The organism is Streptomyces sp. NBC_01244 (assembly GCF_035987325.1).
Classification (GTDB): domain Bacteria; phylum Actinomycetota; class Actinomycetes; order Streptomycetales; family Streptomycetaceae; genus Streptomyces.
On the sequence record NZ_CP108488.1, the window covers coordinates 7,280,816 to 7,296,127 of the forward strand.

Here is a 15,312-nt window from a genome sequence, read left to right on the forward strand (position 1 = left end):
AGTCTTCAATGATGGAACCGAGCGCTCGTCTCGTGCTGATCTCTCCTACGCGCCTGGCAGACGTGCGCCGGCGTACCGGCGGATACTCCGACCGGACCATCGCCGAGGCCTGTGCCATCGGACTGTCGTACTGGGCGACGGGCGAGAGCCCCGACGGAATCGACCTCGTCCCCGGCACGCTCTTCGCGGACGTCCTCGGATGGGTCGACAACGGCGGCAGCGCGCCCAGTGGCTGGGAGACCGGCGAAGCCGTCCCGGACGGCTGGGCCATCGCGGTCCCCGGGAGCGTCCCGCAGTCCGACGCCCAGCTCGCGCTGGACGACCTGGCGGACTTCCCCGACCGGCCCCTCGGCACCATCAGCCCGTCCGGCGTGGCGGAGCGCCTCACCTCCCTCGCCGAGTGGAACGACAACGCGGCGGACCGGGTCCGGCCGACCATCGTGGAGATGTTCCGCGAGCAGGCCAGGCTCCGGCCGGACGCGGTCGCCATCATCGACGAACACCGCTCGCTGACCTACCGCCAGGCGGCGGAGCTGTCCGCGCAGCTGGCCCACCACCTGATCGGCCGCGGACTCGGCTCCGAGCAGGTCGTGGGCATCTCGCTCGGACGCTCCGCCGACATGGTCATCGGCCTGCTCGGCGTGCTCCAGGCCGGCTGCGCGTTCGTCCCGCTCGACCCGCAGTGGCCCGCCGCGCGCCGCGCCGTCGTCATCGACGACGCGCGGGTCGTGCTGCAGCTGAGCGGCTCCGGCGAGCACGACCCCGCGGAACCGGCCGCCGTGGTCGTCGACCTCGACGACTGGCGCTACGCCGACCAGCCCACCGAGGGCACCGGAATCACCGCGCACGGCAACTCCCTCGCCTACGTGATCTTCACGTCCGGTTCCACCGGCCGCCCCAAGGGCGCGATGATCCGGCACGAGGCGATCAGCGAGCGCCTGCTGTGGCAGGTCGACGAGATCCTGGGCTTCGGCCACGACGACGCCTCGCTGTTCAAGGCGCCGCTGTCCTTCGACATATCCATCAACGAGATCTTCCTCCCGCTGGTCTGCGGAGGCCGGCTCGTGGTCCTGCGGCCCGGCGGCGAACGCGACCCGCACCACCTGCTCGCCGTGATCGCCGAGCACCGCGTCACCTTCACCTACCTCGTCTCCTCCATGCTGGACGTCCTGCTGGAGATCGCCGGCGACTCCGACCGCCTCGACAGCATGCGCCACGTGTGGTGCGGCGGCGAGGTGCTCACCCCCGAGCTCTACGAGCGGTTCCGCACCCGGCTCGACATCCCCATGTACCACGGCTACGGACCGGCCGAGACGACCATCGGCGTCTCCCACGTCATCTACCGCGGCGAGGCGGAACGCCTGTCGACCTCGATCGGCAAGGCCAACCCCAATACCCAGCTGTACGTCCTCGACGACGAACTGCGCCCCGTCCCCGTCGGCGTCGGCGGCGAGCTCTACGTCGGCGGCTTCCTCCTGGGCCGCGGGTACGTGAACGCACCCGGACTGACCGCGTCCCGGTTCGTGGCGAACCCCTTCGCCGCCGACGGCTCCCGCCTCTACCGCACCGGTGACCTCGCCCGGTTCGCCCCCGACGGTTCGCTGGACTTCCTCGGCCGAGCCGACAACCAGATCAAGATCCGCGGCATGCGCCTCGAGCTGGAGGACGTGGAGGTCGGCCTCGCGGAGCACCCCGCGGTACGGCACACCTGCGTCATCGCGAAGAAGAACAGCGCGGGCGGCACCTACCTCGTGGGGTACGTGATCCCCGCCGCCGGCGGCGAACAGCTGAGGGCCGACGAGGTCAAGGCCTGGGCCACCGAGCACATGGTCGAGTACATGGTGCCCGCCCACATCGTCGTCATGACCGAGTTCCCGCTCACCGCGAACGGCAAGCTCGACCGCCGGGCGCTGCCCGAACCCGAGGTCGTGACCGGGACGTTCGTCCGGCCCTCCACGGACGAGGAGCGCGCCGTGTGCGCGGCCGTCGCCTCCGTGCTGCGGCTGGAGGAAGTCGGTGTCGACCAGGACTTCTTCCAGCTCGGCGGAGACAGCATCCTCGCCATCTCGCTGCTGAGCGCACTGCGCGCGGCGGGCCTCTACGTCACCGCGGGCCAGATCTTCGCCAACAGCGTCCTGGGCGCCCTGGCGGCCGTGGCCGGCCGCGAGGACGCGGCCCGGGTCGACCACGCCGACGTGGCGACCGGTCCCGTACCGGGATCGCCCATCGTCCAGTGGCTCGGCCGGACCACCGACACCATCGACGGCTTCGTGCAGGCGGTCGTACTGAACACCCCGGCGGACCTCACCGCCGACGCCCTCGGGCCGATCCTCGACTCCGTCGTCACCCGCCACGACATGCTGCGCGCCCGGCTCGTCCGCGGGGACCGCTGGAGCTTCGACATCCCGGAGGCCGACGGGGCCACCGCCGACTGGCAGCAGAGCGACGGGCCGCTCGACGCGTGCGTGGCCCTCGCCACCGCGGGACTGGACCCGGACAACGGCGTGATGCTGCGGGCCGTCTGGCGCCGCGAAGCCCGCCAACTGGTCCTCGTCGCCCACCACGTGGTCGTCGACGGCGTGTCCTGGCGGGTCCTGATGGAGGACCTGGCCACGGCATGGCGCCAGTTCACCGCCGGTGAGCAGATCGAACTCCCCGCGGTGGGCACCTCGTTCCGCCGCTGGACCCAGCTCCTGGGCAGCGCCGAATTCGACGCGGACCGCGCCCACTTCGAGCGCCCCCTGCCGGGCCCCGACGCGCCGCTCGGCAGGCGCGCCCCCTCCGAGGCCGACACGGTCGAGCGGGAGCGCAGCCGGGTCTTCACCGTGGGCTCCGAGGCCACGGCCGCACTGCTGGGCGAGATCCCCGCTAGGTTCCACGCGGGCGTCAACGACGTCCTGCTGACGGCGCTCGCCGTCACCCTCGCCCGCTGGCGGCGCGGCCGCGGCCAGGAGCAGACCTTCGCGCACATCGAGCTGGAGGGCCACGGCCGCGAGGGACGCCACGTGGCGGGCGCCGCCGGCATCGAGCCCGAACTGTCGCGGACCGTCGGCTGGTTCACGACGCTGTTCCCGGTGACCGTGGACCCCGGCACGACCGGCGACTTCACCGACCCCCGGTACCTCGCCGCCGCACTCAAGGCGGTCAAGGAAGACCTTGCCCGCGTACCGAGCAACGGCGTCTCCTACGGCGCCCTGCGCTACCTGGCCGACGCCGCCTTCACCGCGCCGGCGCCCCAGGTCCTCTTCAACTACCTCGGCCGCTTCGACGCGGGCGCGGCGGGGGACTGGCAGCTCTCCGGCACCACCGGGCAGCTCGGCGAGAAGCGCGACCCGAGGATGCGCCTGCCGCGCGCCCTGGAGTTCAACGCGATCGCCGAACCCTCCGCCACCGGCGAGTACGAACTCGTCACCACCCTCTCCTGGCCCGACGGGATGTTCACCGACGAGGACATCGAGGCGATCGGCGGATACTTCCAGGCGGCCCTCACCGCCCTGGCCGCGCTCGAAGACGGCGGTCACTCGCCCAGCGACTTCCCGCTGGTGCGGCTGACCCAGGCCGACGTCGACGCCCTGGACGGACCCGCGCTGCGCGCCGTCCTGCCGCTGACCCCGCTGCAGGAAGGCCTGTACTTCCACTCGGTCTTCGACGACGACTCCGCGGGCAGCTACGTCGAACAGCAGCTGCTGACGCTGGAGGGCGAACTCGACCCCGACCGCCTCCGGGCCGCGGCCACCCGGCTGCTCACCCTCTACCCGAACCTGGCCGCGCGGTTCACGGCCCTCGCCGACGGCCGCGTGGTCTCCGTACTGGAAACCGGCGCCGAGGCACCCTTCACCACCCTCGACCGGCCCGGCATCACCGACGAGGAACTGCACGACCACGCCGAGCGGGACCGCCGCGCCGGATTCGACCTGGCCACCGGCCCGCTGATGCGGTTCACCCTGGTCCGCGACCCGGAATCCGGCCGCAACGCCCTGGTGCAGACCGTCCACCACATCATCGCCGACGGCTGGTCGGTGCCCCCGATGCTGCGCGCGCTGCTCGCCGAGTACCACGCGCCGGGGAGCACCTACCCGCTGAGCGGATTCCCCGACTACGTCGGCTGGCTCGCGGAACGCGACGCCGACGAGAGCGACCGCGTGTGGGGCGCCGAACTCGCCGGTCTGCCCGGCCCCTCGCTGGTGGCCAGGGAGCACACCCCCTCCGACCGGTTCGCCGACACCTCCGTCGAGCCGGCGCTGGACGTCGACGCCGCCGTCCGTTCCGCGGGCGTACCGCTGAGCGTGGCCGTGCACAGCGCCTGGGCGGTGACCCTGGGCGGGATCCTGCACTCCGACGACGTGGTCTTCGGCTCCACCGTCTCCGGCCGCGACGCGGACGTCCCCGGCATCGAGGACATGGTCGGCCTGTTCATCAACACCGTCCCGCTGCGGGCACGGTGGGCCGCCGCCACCACGGCGCGCGAACTGCTCACCTCGGTGCGCGAACACCAGGGCGCGGTCCTGCCGCACCAGCACGTCTCGCTGGCACGGATCGGCCGGCTGGCCGGCGTCGGCTCCCTCTTCGACACCCTCGTGGTGTTCGACGTGGCCACCGACGTGGCCGCCCTGCGCCGCACCGGCGACACCCTCGCCGTCACCGGCCTCGTCAACGAGGGAGCCCCGCACTACCCGCTGACCCTGGTCGTGGAACGGGCCCTCGACGGGCGCCCCCGCTTCAACCTGATCTACGACGGCGAACTGCTCCGCGAGAGCAGCGCCCGGGACATCCTGAACCGGTTCACGCACACCCTCACCGGCCTGCTCACCCGGCCGGACGCCCCGGTCGGCGAGATCGCGCCCGAGGGCGGCAGGACCCCCGCACGGATCACCCCGACCACCCTCGGCGCACTCTTCGACGCCGCGGCGCAGCGGGACCCGGCGGCCACCGCCGTCACCCAGTGCGCGCTCGACGGCACCACCCGCTCGCTGACCTACGGCGAACTCGCCGACGCCAAGAACGAACTGGCCGCCGCCCTGCGCGCGGCCGGGGTCCGGCCGGGCCGGCGCGTCGCCGTGGCCGTCCCGCGCACCATCGAGCAGGTCGTCGCCCTGGTCGCGATCGTCAGCGCGGGCGGCGCGTACGTACCGCTCGACATGGCCTACCCCGACGAGCGGCTGGAGTACGTCCTCGCGGACGCCGCCCCGCAGGCCGTCCTCGTGGATCCCGGTCAGCGCGAACGCTTCACGGCCCTGCTGGAGCGTGCGGGAGTCGCCGCACGCGTCCTCGTACAAGGCGACGAGGCTCCGCCGCGGGCCCCTGCCGGGGAAGCGGCCCCGGCGGACGAGGTCAGCTGGCACGACCCCGCCTACGTGATCTACACCTCCGGCTCCACCGGCAAGCCCAAGGGCGTCGTCGTCCCGCACTCCAGCGTGGTGGCGCTGCTCGCCAACACCCAGCCCGACATGGACTTCGGCCCCGACGACGTCTGGGTCCAGTTCCACTCCTACTCCTTCGACTTCGCGGTCTGGGAGCTGTGGGGCGCCCTGGCGCACGGCGGCGAGCTGCTCGTGCCCGACTACGGGCTGACCCGCTCCCCGGTCGACTTCCACCGGCTGGTCCGCGAGCGCGGGGTGACCGTGCTGAACCAGACGCCCTCGGCCTTCTACCAGTTCGTCGAGGCCGACCGGCACGCCGCCGAAGAGCTCCCCGCCCTGCGCCGCGTCATCTTCGGCGGCGAGGCACTGGACCTCGGGCGGCTGCGCGGCTGGATCGAGCGGCACGGCGCCGCCTCGCCCGAGCTCGTCAACATGTACGGGATCACCGAGACCACGGTCCACGTGACCCACCGGGTGCTGACCGACGAGGACTTCGCCTTCGGCGACGACGTCAGCCCCATCGGCGGACCCATCCCCGGCCTGGTCACCCACCTGCTCGACGACCGGCTCCGGCCGGTGCCGCCGGGGCAGGTCGGCGCCATCTACGTGACCGGCGACCAGGTCTCCCTCGGCTACCTCGGGCGGCCGGGCCTCACCGCCGGCCGGTTCGTCGCGAACCCGTTCGCGAACGACGGCTCCCGGATGTACCACACGGGCGACCTGGCCGTCCGCACCCTCGACGGGGAGCTGGAGTTCACCGGCCGCGCCGACGACCAGGTGCAGCTCAAGGGCTTCCGCATCGAGCTCGGCGAGGTCGAGTCCGCGCTGCGGGACCTCGACGGGGTGGTCGACGTGGCCGTCACCGTGGCCGACAGCGGCGACCACCTGGTCGCGCACGTCGTGGGCCGGGTGCCCGGAGAGCTCTCCGCCCTCCTCGCCGAGAAGCTGCCCGTGCACATGGTGCCGGGCCGGGTCCTGCCCGTGGACGCCCTGCCGCTGACCGTCAACGGCAAGCTGGACCGCAAGGCCCTCATCGCGCGGGCCGCGCAGGACGACACCCCGGCCACCGGCGGCCCGGTCACCGGGTCCGCCGCCTCCGGCACGGACTCCGTCCTCGCCTCGCTGGTCGGCATCTTCGCCGACACCCTGTCCCACCCGGCCGCCGACGGCGACACCGACTTCTTCGGAGCCGGCGGCGACAGCATCATCGCCATCACCGTGGTCAACCGCGCCCGGGCGCTCGGCCTGCCGATCGCACCCCGCGACGTGTTCCTCCTGAAGACGCCGCGCGCCCTCGCGGAGCTCCTGGGCACGCGCGCGCCGCAGACCCCGGCCGCCGCCTCGGCCCCCGCGCGCCGCGAGGACGGCCCGCTGGCGCCCACGCCGATCATCCTGCGCCAGCGCGAACTGGGCGGCTCCCTCGCCCGGTTCGCCCAGGCCAGAACCGTGGACGTGGCCGAAGGCACCGCCTTCGCCGACGTCGAGCGCGCGGCGAACGCCGTACTGGCCGCCCACCCGGCCCTGCGGATGCGCCTGAACACCGAGCACGGCGTGTGGACCCTGCGCACCGAACCCGCCCGCGAGGCCACCGTCGTCCGTGCGGACACGGCCGACGCCACGGCCGCCGCGAACGAGGCCGCCGGACGGCTCGACCCCGAGACCGGGGAGGTCACCGCCTTCACCTGGCTCGCGGCGACCGGCACCCTGGTGGTCACCGTGCACCACATCGCGGTCGACTCGGTGTCCTGGCTGATCCTGCTGGACGACCTGGCCGCCGCCCTGCGCGGGGAGACCCTCGCACCGGCGACCACCTCCTACGCCGAGTACGCCGACGCGCTGACCCTGCGGTCCGCCGCCGGCGCCGACGACCTGGGGCACTGGGCCGAAACCCTCCGGGCGCCCGCGCTGCTCCCCGCGTCCGGCGCGTCCGGCACGCTGCGCGACACCACCGTGGTCCTCGGCCCCGAGGCCAGCGACCGGGTGACGCGCACCGCCCCCGCCGCGCTCGGCGTCGCCCTCACCGAGCTGCTGTGCGGCGCCCTGCGCACCGCCCTGACGCGGATCCAGCCGGCGCCCACCGATCTCGCGATCGAGCTGGAGCGGCACGGCCGGGTGTCCGTACTGGAGCACCACGACTACACCCGTACGGTCGGCTGGTTCACCGCCATCGCGCCCGTCCGGCTCACCGCGCACACCGACCCCGTCGCGGCGGCCCGCGAACTCGCCGAGCGGCAGCCCGACGAGTCCGGGCACCTCGCCTACGGCCGGCTCCGCTACCTCAACCCGCAGACGGCCCCGCTGCTGACCGCCCGCCCGCAGGTGCTCTTCAACTACCTCGGCCGGGGCAGCGAGTCCCAGGCGCTGCACATCACCGGCGGCGACCAGGGCAGCCCCTACGCCGTGGAGGTCAACGCCTGGACCGACGCGGCCACCGGCAGCCTGCACGCGGCCTTCACCCTCGCCGAGGAGATCCCCGACGAGATCACCGCGCACTGGCTGCACGCCCTGGAAGCCCTCGCGGAGGCCTCCGTGACGGCCGAGCGCACGGCCCCGGTCACCGCGCTCCAGCGGGGCCTGTTCTTCCAGGCCCAGCTGGCCGGCACCGCCGGACACTACGTCGCGCAGAGCTACTTCGCCCTCGACCACCGCCTCGATACCGAGGCACTGACCGAGGCCATGGCCGTCGTCATGGCCCGGCACCCGGTCGTCGGCGCCGGCTTCACCACCGACGACGACGGCAACCCGGTCCAGATCCTCAAGGCGGGCCGCCGGGTCGGCGTCCACACGGTCGAGCTGTCGACCGAGGAGGAAGTCGAAGCCCTGCGCGTCCGTGACCGCAACACCGGCTTCGACCCGGCCGAGCCGCCGCTGATCCGGCTGACCGTGATCCGGCTGCCCGACGGCCGCGACGGCCTGCTCCTCAGCTACCACCTGCTGCTGTGGGACGGCTGGTCCCGCGCGATCGTGCTGCGGGACCTGTTCGAGGCCTACCGGGCCGTACTCGCCGGCGAGGAGCCGTCCCGGGCCCCGGCCGTGCCGGGCTTCGAGGACCACGCCCGCGCGCTCGCCGCCAAGGACCCGGCCCTCTCGGAGCGGTTCTGGGCCGAGCACCTGACCGGGCTCTCCGGCCCGACGCTGCTCGCCGGACCCGCGCCGTCCCTCTCCGACGACCTGCCGCCCGCGCTGCTCCACACCCTCACCGCCGAGCAGTCGCAGCTGCTGCGGGAGACGGCCAAGGCGCACGGAGTCACCCTCAACTCGGTCCTCACCGGCGCCTTCGGCCTGCTCCTCGGCGCCCACACCGGGCGCAGCGACGCCGTGTTCGGGGTGACCGTCTCCGGCCGCGAGGGCGAGGGCCTGTCCGACATCGTCGGCGTGCTCCTCAACACCGTGCCCATGTGGACCCGGGCCAGGCCCGAGGACACCGTGGGGGAGTACCTGGCCTCCGTACAGGCGGCCCGGGTCGAGGCGATGGAGCACGAGCACCTGGGGCTCGGCGAGATCCAGCGGGCCAGCGGCCACGACACCCTCTTCGACAACCTGTTCGTCCTCCAGAACTTCCTGGACCTGGACGGGCTCGCCGAGATGAACGCCCGCCACGGCATCACCGAGGTGAAGTCGGACGACTCCACGCACTACCCGTTCACCTGGGTCGTGACGCCCGGAGACCGGCTCACCGTCAAGCTGGAGCACCGCCACGGCGACTCCGACAGTGCCCGTCGCCTCCTCGAGGACTACGTCGGCCTGCTCCGTGACCTGGCCCGGTCCACCGGACCGGTGGGCGCGCTGCCCGGCCTCGGACCGGTGCCCGGCCCCGCCGACCGCACGGACATCGGCACCGACACGGTGGTCGACCGCTTCGACCTGGCGGCGGACCGCGCACCCGAGCGGGTCGCGCTCGTCGCACACGGCCGGAGCATGACCTTCGGTGAACTCCGGGACCGCAGCCGCCTGCTGGCGGGCGTGCTCGCCGGGCGCGGCATCGGCCCGGAGAAGACGGTGGGCCTGGCGATCCCGCGCACGCCGGACTGGATCGTCGCGCTGTTCGCCGTACTGCGCACCGGAGCCGCGTACGTACCGCTGGAGCTGGACCACCCGGACGAGCGGATCGCCACCATCGTCGCGGACGCCCGGCCCGAGGTGATCCTCACCGTCAGCGCCGTCGCACCCCGGCTGACCGGCGGCCTGACCGGACCCGGCGACCTGATCGAGCTGGACCGGCCCCTTCCGGAGGCCGAACCGCTCGTGACGTTCGCGCCGCAGGACCCGAACCGGCTGCGGTACCCCGCGTACACGATCTACACCTCCGGTTCCACGGGCAAGCCCAAGGGCGTCGTGACCGAGTACGCCGGACTCACCAACATGCTCATCAACCACCAGCGCCGCATCTTCGAACCGGTGCTGGCGGAGCACGGCAACCGGATCTTCAAGATCGCGCACACCGTGTCCTTCGCCTTCGACATGTCGTGGGAGGAGCTCCTGTGGCTCGCCGACGGCCACGAGGTGCACATCTGCGACGAGGAACTGCGCCGCGACGCACCCGCTCTGGTCGACTACTGCCGTGAGCACGGGATCGACGTCATCAACGTGACCCCGACCTACGCGCAGCAGCTGGCGGCCGAAGGCCTGCTCGACAACCCGGACCGGCGCCCCGCGCTGGTGCTCCTGGGCGGCGAGGCGGTCACCCCGACCCTGTGGCAGCGGCTCGCCGAGACCGAGGGCACGGTCGGCTACAACCTGTACGGGCCCACCGAATACACCATCAACACCCTGGGCGTCGGCACCTTCGAGTGCCAGGACCCGGTGGTGGGCGTGGCCATCGACAACACCGAGGTGTTCGTCCTGGACCCGTGGCTGCGGCCGCTGCCGGACGGGGTCCCCGGTGAGCTCTACGTCTCCGGCATCGGCATCGCCCGCGGCTACCTGGGCCAGCCGGCCCAGACCGCGCACCGGTTCGTGGCCTCCCCGTTCGGTGCGCCCGGAGAGCGCATGTACCGTACCGGCGACCTGGTGGTCCGCAGGCCGGACGGGAACCTGATGTACCTCGGCCGCACCGACCAGCAGGTCAAGATCCGTGGCCACCGCGTCGAGCTGGGCGAGGTGGAGGCGGCGTTCACCGCGCACCCGGCCGTACGGTTCACCGCCGCGGTCGCCCAGCCCGACCCGCAGGTCGACGGAGCCCACCGGCTGGCCGCGTACCTCGTGCTGGCGGACGGATCCGACCTGGCGGCGGTCGCCGCCGAGGCGGGCACCGGACTGCCCGACTACATGCGCCCGACGCACTACGCTCAGGTCGACGCCATCCCGCTCACGGTGAACGGGAAGGCCGACACCAAGGCCCTGCCGGAGCCCAAGCCGCTGGGCGCGCTGACCACTTCGGGCGAACGCGGCCCGGAGACCGATACCGAGGTCCTGGTCTGCGAGTTCTTCGCCGAAGCCCTGGACCTGGACGACGACGAGGTGAGCGCCGTGAGCGACTTCGCCTCCCTCGGAGGACATTCCATGCTGGCCGTACGCCTGGTCGGACTCCTGCGCCGTGAATTCGGCCCCACGATCACCATCCGAGACCTGCTCACCCTGCGAACCCCCGAAGCGATTGCCCGGCACCTTGATGACAACTCCTGACGTCCAGAGATCCCGCCGCGCGGGATCCGACATCCTCCGGACCGCCATACGGCGCAACGTCGGCGCCATGGTCTGGGGCACCGTCCTCATGGGCCTGTACCAGGCGGGCGAGACGGCCTTCCCGATCGCGCTCGGCCTGATCGTCGACCACACGATGAAGGAGCGGAGCCTCGGGGCGCTCGCCCTCTCGATCGGCGCGCTGGCCGTGATCATCACGACCGTGTCGCTGTCGTGGCGGTACGGGATGCGCATCCTGCAGAAGGCCAACACGACCGAGGCCCACCACTGGAGGGTGGCGGTCGCGTCCTGCGGCCTCCAGCCGGTGGCCCGGGACGTGGACCTCAAGTCCGGCGAGGTGCTCACCATCGCCACCGAGGACGCCGACCAGACCGCCGACATCGTCGAGGTCGTGCCGATGCTGATCAGCTCCTCGGTCGCGGTGCTGGTCGCGGCGGTCGCGCTGAGCCTGGCGGACCTGCGCCTCGGCCTGCTGGTCATGATCGGAACGGCTCTGATCCTGTCGACCCTCAGCGTGATGTCGAAGCGGATCGGCAGCAGCACCCAGGAGCAGCAGGCCCGGGTGGCGCGGGCGGGTGCGAAGGTCGCCGACCTGATCACCGGCCTGCGCCCGCTGCACGGCTTCGGCGGCAACCACGCGGCCTTCCGGTCCTACCGGAAGGTCAGTACGGAGGCGAAGGAACAGGCGATCACGGTCGCCAAGGTGAACGGCGCCTACACGGGCACCGCGCTGGCCTTGAACTCGACCCTCGCCGCCGCGGTGACCCTGACCGCCGGCTGGCTGGCCTTCGACGGGCAGATCAGCATCGGCGAGCTCGTCATGGCCGTGGGCCTGGCGCAGTTCATCATGGAACCGCTCAGGCTGTTCTCGGACATGCCCAAGTACGTGATGATGGCGCGCGCTTCGGCGGAGCGGATGGCCCTGGTGCTGTCCGCCCCGCCGGTGGCGGCCCCGGGGACGGCCCGCCCGGCACCGGGCGGGGACCTGGAGATCGACTGCGTCCGGTACGAGTCCCTCCAGGGCCTGAAGTTCCGCGTCCCGGCGGGCCAGTTCACGGCGATCGCGGTCTACCAGCCGCGCGCGGCGGCCGAGCTCGCCTCGATCCTGGCCGTGAACGTGCCGCCGGCCGCGTACGGCGGAACGGTGCGGCTCGGCGGACAGGACCTCGCGGAACTGTCGGTCGAGGCGGTCCGCGAGCTCATGCTGGTGAACCCGTACGACGGGGAGATCTTCGCGGGAACCCTCCGTACGAACATCGACCCGTCGGGCACCAGCCGGACGGTGCCCGAGGCCGTCGAGGCGTCCATGCTGACCGATGTCGTCGCCCTGCACCGGCAGGGACTCGACTACGAGGTCCGCGACCGCGGTTCGAACCTCTCCGGCGGACAGCGCCAGCGGCTCTCGCTGGCCCGGGCGCTGGCCGCGGACTCCGACGTGCTCGTGCTGCGCGACCCGACCACGGCCGTGGACGCGGTCACCGAGCAGCTCGTCGCACGCAAGATCGCGGAGCTGCGCCGGGGCCGTACCACCGTGGTCATCACCAGCAGCCCGGCCCTGCTCGACGCCGCCGACCGGGTCCTGGTCCTGGACGACGGGGTCGTCACGGCCGAGGGAACGCACCGGCACTTGCTGGCCAATGATCCGGCGTACTGCCTGGCGGTCACGCGGTGAACTCGTGAACCGGTGAGCGCCTGAACCGGTGAACCGGTGAACACGAGGGGGCCCGGGTGCGGCGATTCGCCGGCACCCGGGCCCCCTTGTCGTCAGGCCCCTCGTGCGATCAGGCCAGCGCCCAGGCGACATCCCGGAGCAGGGCCTGCCGCCAGCCCGCCCGGTCGTGGCCCGATGCCGACCGGGAGACCCGTACGGTCGCACCGGCCTGTTCCGTGAGGGCCTCGACCAGCTCGCAGTGGGGGAGCATGCGCGTCTCGTGCTCGCCCAGGTCGAAGGCGATCCGCAGTCCGGACGGGGCGGGCCGCTCGCGCAGCCGCGCGGCGATGGCGCCGCCGCGCGGACCGCCCAGGGGGTCCGGCAGGTCCCGGGCCTCGGGCGTCCACCAGAACGACCCCGACTGGCAGGCGACCCGGGACACCAGTTCGGGGAACTCCGTCGCCGCGTACAGCGCGCTCAGACCGCCGAGGCTCTGGCCGGCGACCACCAGCCGGTCCGGGTCCGCGCGCACCCCGCTGCCGGCGACCAGCGGCAGCAGTTCGTCCCGTACCGCCTCCCACAGCTCGGGCCGGCAGCCGAACTCCGCCTGGCGGTCCTTGGTGGGCAGGAACACCAGTGTGGCCGGGGGCATGTCGCCGGCTTCGAAGGCCGCGTCGAAGGCCGTCATGGCCGGGTGGAGGTACAGCCAGTCGTCCCCGTCGAGCAGCAGGACCACCGGTCCGCCGCCGCCCACCGGGTGGACGCGTACGGTGCGCTTGCCGCCGAGCCGTTCGCTCGCCCAGCGGATCCGGGTGCGCGGCAGGGGCAGTACGTCGTCGGCGCCGACGGCGGGCCAGTACGGCTGGGGCGGAGCGTCCGGGGTGGCGACGATGGACCGGTCGCCGCCTGCCCGGAGGGGGTTGAGCGGATCGGCGTACGACGATCCGTCATCCGCGAGGAACCGGTAGGTCACCCGGAGCCGTGCGGGCATGCGCACCTCGGCGTACCAGCAGTCCGTATCGCGCCACCGGAGCAGCGCGACCGGCTCCGACCAGCTCTCGAAGTCGATGACCGTCGGGGTGCCGCGCCACAGGAACAGGGTGACCCAACCGCCGTCGCCGGAAGGCGCGGACGCGGGTGCCGCGGCCGCCCAGAACGCGTCGGTGCCGGGCGTGCCGGGCAGGTCGAACGCGGCGAAGGGGCTCTCCGAACCGGCGTCGGCCAGGCTCCGTTCGAGTGCACGCATCGGTGCCTCCTTGTGAGGGGGAAGGGGAAACGTTAAGCTCTATAATTAGGCGAGCCTAACCTAAGTGGATGGCTCTCTTCATTCCCGATCGACCTTTCCCACGGGCACGGCGCCCGCTGTCGGACTGCGCGCGCCGCGCGCCGCACGCCGACGCCACCCGCCGGACCCATCGGGCTCCTGGAGGAACCCCAGTATGAGCACCAACCCGTTCGACGATGCCGACGGCCGTTTCCTGGTCCTGGTGAACGACGAGGGTCAGCACTCCCTCTGGCCCTCCTTCGCCGAGGCTCCCGGCGGATGGACGGTCGCGCTCGCCGAGACCACCCGTGACGCGTGCCTGGAGTTCATCGAGTCGAGCTGGACCGACCTGCGCCCCCGCTCCCTCGCGGCGGCCGTCGAAGCCTGACCGGGCCGGCCCCGGACGTGCCGCGCTCGCGGCGCGTCCGGGGCCGCCTTGTGTCCGGGGCCGCCTTGTGTCCGGGGCGGACGCGCCCGTGCAGCAGGCGTGCCTGCGGAGCCCCTCGGTCCAAGGGGTCGGGCGGTGTGGCTGGTTGTCGGTGGGCCGCGCGAGCGGGATCACGGTAAATTAGGTTAGGCTAAGCTAACTGCGCAGAGGTTGTGCGGGGGCCGCGTGCGGCATCAGGGGAGGGGATCGTCATGAGCCTGCCGGTCATCGGCTCCTACCCCATGCCCGACCGTGCCGCCCTGCCCCGCTCCTGCGCGTCCTGGGTCATCGACCCCGGCCGCGCCGCCCTGCTGATCCACGACATGCAGAACCACTTCGTGGGGGAGCTCCCCACGGACAGGTCCCCGGTCGTGGAACTCGTGGAGAACATTGCGGCTCTTCGGGCCCTCGCCACGGCACTGGGGATTCCCGTCGTCTTCACCGCCGAGCCGGCCGCCCAGCCGCCGGGCCAGCGCGGCCTCGCCGCGGACGTCTGGGGGCCGGGCATCGATGACGGGAACGACGCCGCCGCGATCATCCCGCCGCTCACCCCGCGGCCGGGCGAGCGCGTCCTGGCCAACGTGCGCCACAACGCCTTCCTCCGCAGCCACTTGGGGAGACTGCTGCGTTCGGAGGGGCGTGACCAGCTGATCGTCTGCGGGGTCCACGCCCACCTCGGCGTCCTCCTGACGGCCGCGGACGCCTTCATGAACGACATCCAGCCCTTCGTGGTCGCCGACGCCGTCGCCGATCTCTCCGCCGAGGAGCACGCGATGGCCCTGCGCTGGGCCGCCCGCAGCGCGGTGGTGTGCACGACCGAGACCCTGCTCCGCGAGCTCCTGCTCGGCGGAGGGTCCCGAAACGTGCGCAAGGATGCCTGAGGGCGTCCCGCCGACGCCCGCACCCCGCCACCATCACGCACGCCACCACCAACGCCATCACCACTCACGCCACCACCACGGCGTCG

General features: G+C 72.8%; 5 protein-coding genes. 4 read left to right on the forward strand and 1 reads right to left on the reverse strand.

Annotation, left to right across the window (positions count from 1 at the left end; all coding sequences use genetic code 11):
- Positions 1-8: 8 nt before the first annotated feature.
- Both OG247_RS32635 and OG247_RS32640 read left to right on the forward strand, forming a co-directional pair.
- Entirely contained in the window at positions 9-10,985 is a 10,977-nt protein-coding gene (locus OG247_RS32635; protein ID WP_327255553.1) for a non-ribosomal peptide synthetase, read from the forward strand.
- A complete protein-coding gene (locus OG247_RS32640) occupies positions 10,972-12,675 on the forward strand; it encodes an ABC transporter ATP-binding protein (RefSeq protein WP_327255554.1) in 1,704 nt (567 codons plus the stop codon). The genes OG247_RS32635 and OG247_RS32640 overlap by 14 nt, the downstream gene beginning before the upstream one ends.
- 109 nt (positions 12,676-12,784) lie before the next feature.
- On the opposite strand, the gene OG247_RS32645 is transcribed toward OG247_RS32640, so the two are convergent.
- Entirely contained in the window at positions 12,785-13,900 is a 1,116-nt protein-coding gene (locus OG247_RS32645) for an alpha/beta hydrolase-fold protein (protein WP_327255555.1), read from the reverse strand.
- Positions 13,901-14,093: 193 nt separating this feature from the next.
- On the opposite strand from OG247_RS32645, the gene OG247_RS32650 reads away from it, so the two are divergent.
- Both OG247_RS32650 and OG247_RS32655 read left to right on the forward strand, forming a co-directional pair.
- A complete protein-coding gene (locus tag OG247_RS32650; RefSeq protein WP_266886023.1) occupies positions 14,094-14,306 on the forward strand; it encodes an MbtH family protein in 213 nt (70 codons plus the stop codon).
- 251 nt (positions 14,307-14,557) lie between these two features.
- On the forward strand, positions 14,558-15,226 hold the full coding sequence (locus OG247_RS32655; RefSeq protein WP_327255556.1) for an isochorismatase family protein: 669 nt from the start codon (positions 14,558-14,560) through the stop codon (positions 15,224-15,226).
- Positions 15,227-15,312 lie beyond the last annotated feature (86 nt).

Excerpts from the sequence above, each read along its gene's own strand:
- OG247_RS32635 (WP_327255553.1), top strand. The coding sequence starts at position 9 with ATGATGGAACCGAGCGCTCGTCTCGTGCTGATCTCTCCTACGCGCCTG.
- OG247_RS32640 (WP_327255554.1), top strand. The coding sequence starts at position 10,972 with ATGACAACTCCTGACGTCCAGAGATCCCGCCGCGCGGGATCCGACATC.
- OG247_RS32645 (WP_327255555.1), bottom strand. The coding sequence starts at position 13,900 with ATGCGTGCACTCGAACGGAGCCTGGCCGACGCCGGTTCGGAGAGCCCC.
- OG247_RS32650 (WP_266886023.1), top strand. The coding sequence starts at position 14,094 with ATGAGCACCAACCCGTTCGACGATGCCGACGGCCGTTTCCTGGTCCTG.
- OG247_RS32655 (WP_327255556.1), top strand. The coding sequence starts at position 14,558 with ATGAGCCTGCCGGTCATCGGCTCCTACCCCATGCCCGACCGTGCCGCC.